The sequence below is a fragment of the Bacillus sp. 2D03 genome, assembly GCF_003946765.1.
Lineage (GTDB): Bacteria > Bacillota > Bacilli > Bacillales > Bacillaceae_G > Bacillus_A > Bacillus_A cereus.
In genome coordinates this window covers 1-4,528 of the sequence record NZ_RPSJ01000037.1, presented here as the reverse complement: position 1 = coordinate 4,528, position 4,528 = coordinate 1, and the positions used below count along the sequence as shown (strand labels likewise).

The window sequence follows — 4,528 nt, the reverse complement described above, 5'->3', positions numbered from 1 at the left end:
GAGAGCTACACAAAGGTGTAGATAAAGTATTGGAGGAGGAATTTTAAATGGTTAAAGTAATTGAAGAATTTGATTCCGTGTCGATTGCGAATGCAAGTATTCAATTTAAGAAGAAAGGAACGCAAGAACCAGGAACAAAATTTGGATGTGTAGGATCAATTGAAGGGGAACCAGAAAATAAGGAAATGAAAAAGGTATGTGGTGGCGTGACGTTGAAAAAGAAAGCGAAAACCACGGAACTTAAAGTTACTGTTTCAGCGTATATTCCTGTTAAAGTAGCAAGAGATTATTTTGGTTTTAATACAACTGGATTAAAGCCGGGTGTATGGGCGTTCGGAAGTGATTCAAAGGGATATGATTTTGTATTTACGGCTGATGTAGTAGATGAGTTTGAAGATGTTGTAAAACTTATTGCGTTTCCAAATTGCTCAAACTCCACTGGTTTTAAATTTGCTATTGCGAATGGTGAGGAAGAATTGGCAATGATGGAATTAGAATTCTCGGCTTTACCAGATGATTTAAATAAATTCTATTATGAAGCGTTTGTGGACGAATTATCAGATACAACAGTTGCACAAAAATGGCATACACAATTTAATTCATCTCTTGTTAAAGCAACGACTTCAGCTTAAGGCCCTAGTTTTATACAGGGCTTTTTCTTTTGTATTTAAATAACAGGAAAATGAAAGTGAGGAAATAGCAGATGAAAGTTCAAAAAATAACATTAAAAGAAGTGGAATTTGTAGAAGTAGAAGGTGAGTATGAACAACGTTTTATTAATAAACAAAACTATCCGGCATTTTTAACGAATTATGCTTTAAAAAAGGGACAAGAAGAAGGGCTTATTACTAGTTCAATTATTGCTGATATTGTGAAATTCCAAGCTTTAGATGGACTAAGAAATAAGGATAATAAAGATTTATCAGCTTTAGAACAAATCGATCAAACAAGTATTCATAAAGTGATTTATATGGCGTTTAAAGGAGCAAACCCTAAAGAGAAGTTAACATTTGATGATTTCTTACAGAAGTATCACGATTCATTAGCAGAATCTATGGAACTATATACGAAGCTTGTTGTGGATGTAATTAGTCAAGATCCAAATCAATTTGCCGCAGCACTCAAAAAAAGCACAAATAGCGGCGGTAACGGCGAAAAAAAGTAAAAAATCCAGACATTAAAATCGAATGTGTGGAAGATAAATACGTCTTGTATTGTCTAGTCTCTGGAATAGATCCAGAGACTTTTTGGCATGAGCCAATTTCGTCTGTTGAGCGTATTTACGCGGGGATTACAGCGTTTGAAGCATGGCGTAACAATCCCAAGTAAAGGTAGGTGAGAAAATGGCAAGAAATAATTCGGAAGTTGAAGTTATATTTAAAGCACAAAATAAAGATTTTAATGATGCTATGAAAGGCATGAATCAGGAAACTAAAAAACTTCGTCAAGAAATGAAATTACAAGAAGAGCAGATGAAGTTAAATGCCACTGATTCAGAAAAACTGCAAGCAAAGCTTCAAAACCTTTCCCAACAGTATGCAGTTGCACAAAGGGCTACGCAAGCAACGGCTGAACATTTACAACGTGCTAAAGAATTGTACGGAGAAAATTCTACTGTTGTAGCAAAGTTGGAATCAAAGTTAAGAAGCCAACAAATAACAGAACAACAGTTAGCGAATAGTATTAAACAAACTTCTGAAAGTTTAAAACAGGCGAGAGATGCTGAACAGGAAAGAACAAGTGAAACAGCTAAAGCAGCTCAAAAATTGAAAGAGCTAAAAGGACAGGAAGAACAGTTACAATCTTCTCTTTCTAAGTTAAATGCTCAATACGAGTTGCAAAAAGCAACGCTTGGTGAGAATGCTTCAGAAATAGAAAAGTTACGTTTAAAAATAGATAACCTTGGAGAGCAACATACTGTTGCAGCTAGTAAAGTACAAAACTATCAGAAACAGTTAGAGCAAGCCAAACAGCAGTATGGTGAAAATGCTAGTGAAATCCAAAGATATGAAACGCAGCTTATACAAGCTCGAACAGCAGAACAGCAATTACAGAATCAATTAAGTGCGACGAATAGAAGTTTGCAGGAACAAGAAAATGCAACGAAACAATTAAAGACATTTTTTGATGCGACTGAAACGAGTGTAGACCATTTTGCAAATGCATTAGGGAATAACCTTACAAACGCAATACGAAACGGTACAGCGACAGCTAGGCAGTTAGAACAAGCGATTCAAATCATCGGTCGTGAAGCATTAGGTACAGAAGCAGATATTGAGAAATTACAGCGATCTCTACGTTCTATAGATGATGGTAACTCATTACAACAAGTTCGAAATGATTTGAGAGACCTTTCACGAGAAGCAGAGAGAGCATCGCACAGTTTCAAAGAATTAGATATTGGTTTAGAAAATATTCTAGGTGGATTAATGGCTGGTGGTGGTATTTCAGGAGCCATTGAGCAAGCACTTGATACCTCTAAATTAAAAACAAAAATTGACGTTTCTTTTGAAGTTCCAGCATCCTCTAAAAAATCGGTAGAAGAAGCGGTTCGTGGTGTAGAAGCCTATGGTGTTGATGTGGAAGAAGCACTGGAGGGTACACGTAGACAATGGGCATTAAATCACACTGTCAGTGATAAAGCTAATGCTTCCATTGTAAAAGGAGCAGGAGCCATTGCAAGTGCTTACGCAGGTATAGATTTTACTGAGTTAATTCAAGAAGCGAATGAAATTGGTAATGAATTAGGGATAACTAGTGATACGGCTTTAGGGTTAACGAATCGTCTATTAAAAATCGGCTTTCCTCCTGAGCAATTAGACATTATTGCTGAATATGGTGGTCAGTTAACACGAGCTGGTTACAATGCTGAAGAAGTACAAGCAATTATGGAAGCTGGTGTTGATACAGGTACTTGGAATTAGATTATAGTTCCCTTGTATGGCGACATACAATGAAAAACTCCTTTAATTCAGTGAAACTCTCAAATGAGACAATACTGAGCGAAGCCTTTTAATTAAGGAACGTGCAACGACTAGTCGAAAGACGTAGGGTGTAAGCATATGACACTCGAAACGGGGAGCAACTCAAGTAGTTGAAGATATAGTCTAATCTATACGGTGACGTATAGCAGTTCATAGAGAACGGGCGTGACCTTGCGAATCACGTTGAATGTAAATGATTGATAATCTCTTAGATGGACTAAAAGAAGGTCGTGTTAAAGCGGCTGAATTTGGTCAAGGTGTCGACAAGTCTATGAAAGAAGCTCTTGAAGGCACTAAAATTTCGGCTGATCAGTTAGAAAAGTGGGGGAAATCTGTCGCTAAAGGCGGTAAAGAAGGTTCGGCCGCCATGACAGAGATTGCTAAAGCATTGGCTAGTATTGAAGATGAAACAAAGCGAAATGAGATTGGTGTTAAGCTTTTCGGAACGATGTATGAAGATCAAGGCCAGAATATCACCAATACACTTATTGGCGCTCAAGATAAAGTTATAGATTTAAACAAGAATCAAGAACAGCTAAATGAAATGATTAAGAAAATGGATGCCAGCCCAGCTGTAAAGTTTCAAAAAGCTATGAACGACTTAAAAATGGCACTTGAACCTGTTTTGGGAGTCATTGCTGATGTAATTAGTGCTTTTGCGAGCTTTGTTTCAGAACATCCAGCATTAGCAGCAGCTATAACAACAATTGTAACTGCGCTCGGAATTCTTGTTGGAGCATGTATGGCGTTAGCCCCAGTATTTGTCACCTTATCCAGTATAGCTGGTATATTGGGTGTAAGTATTGGGGCTGTTGCTGGTCCAGTTGCATTAGTAGCAGGTGGAGTGATAGCCGCATCGGCAGCCATTGCTGGATTGATTATTTGGATGCGAAATTTATGGCAAACCAATGAAGGGTTTAGAAATAGCATTACGAATGTAATTGAAAGTGTTCAAAACTTTGGACACGCATTATCTTCACTAGGTAAATATCTATTCTATACGGCTGTTGATGGAGATTATTTAAATGATTGGATTACTCATTTACCAAAAGGTTTTCAAAATGCGGCTGAAATAATAGGGTTGGCAGTTAGTAAGATACGTGAAGCTTGTCTTCATCTTTTTGATGCAGTAAAAGCTGTTTTTTCTGGTGATTTTAGTCAGTTAGGTGAGATTTTTAAAACCATTGGTCCTACTATAGCGGGAGCAATTATTGGTGGGCTTCCCGGTGTTCTTATCTCTGTATCTCGTTATTTGCCAGCCATTGCAGAGTATTTGAATGCAAACTCCGGAATTATAATTGAAACCATAACAAATATTTTTAACAATATAGCTAATTTCGTAACAACAGTATTACCGCAATTTCTTGAAGCGGGATCACAAATGATTTCAAACCTTGTGAACGGTTTGGTTGTAGCGGCTCCAATTATGCTTGAAGCCATTGTTGGGATTATAAACACAATTTCACAGATGATTGCTACCTATCTCCCTATGATTGTTCAAATGGGAATACAAATCATTCAAACTTTAATTTCTGGAATTGTAC

Annotated in this window: 4 protein-coding genes; all 4 read left to right on the top strand. The window is 37.1% G+C overall.

All coding sequences use genetic code 11. From position 1 onward, the window contains the following. The first annotated feature begins 47 nt into the window (after positions 1-47). The gene (locus tag EBQ15_RS30775; RefSeq protein ID WP_033693001.1) at positions 48-632 is read left to right on the top strand and encodes a hypothetical protein; all 585 of its coding nucleotides are present in this window, start codon (positions 48-50) and stop codon (positions 630-632) included. A 71-nt stretch (positions 633-703) separates the two neighbouring features. Beyond that, positions 704-1,165, top strand: a complete 462-nt coding sequence (locus tag EBQ15_RS30770; protein WP_000867967.1) for a hypothetical protein — start codon at positions 704-706, stop codon at positions 1,163-1,165. 178 nt (positions 1,166-1,343) lie between these two features. After that, positions 1,344-2,924 carry a coiled-coil domain-containing protein gene (locus tag EBQ15_RS30765; RefSeq protein WP_033693002.1) on the top strand — a complete coding sequence of 527 codons (1,581 nt, stop codon included), beginning with the start codon at positions 1,344-1,346 and terminating at the stop codon, positions 2,922-2,924. Positions 2,925-3,432: 508 nt separating this feature from the next. Further along, a partial coding sequence (locus EBQ15_RS30760) for a phage tail family protein (protein WP_481747486.1) occupies positions 3,433-4,528 on the top strand: 1,096 nt, incomplete at its 3' end.

What these genes read in the sequence shown, in the direction of transcription:
- EBQ15_RS30770 (WP_000867967.1), top strand. Translation starts at nt 704, where the DNA reads ATGAAAGTTCAAAAAATAACATTAAAAGAAGTGGAATTTGTAGAAGTA.
- EBQ15_RS30775 (WP_033693001.1), top strand. Translation starts at nt 48, where the DNA reads ATGGTTAAAGTAATTGAAGAATTTGATTCCGTGTCGATTGCGAATGCA.
- EBQ15_RS30765 (WP_033693002.1), top strand. Translation starts at nt 1,344, where the DNA reads ATGGCAAGAAATAATTCGGAAGTTGAAGTTATATTTAAAGCACAAAAT.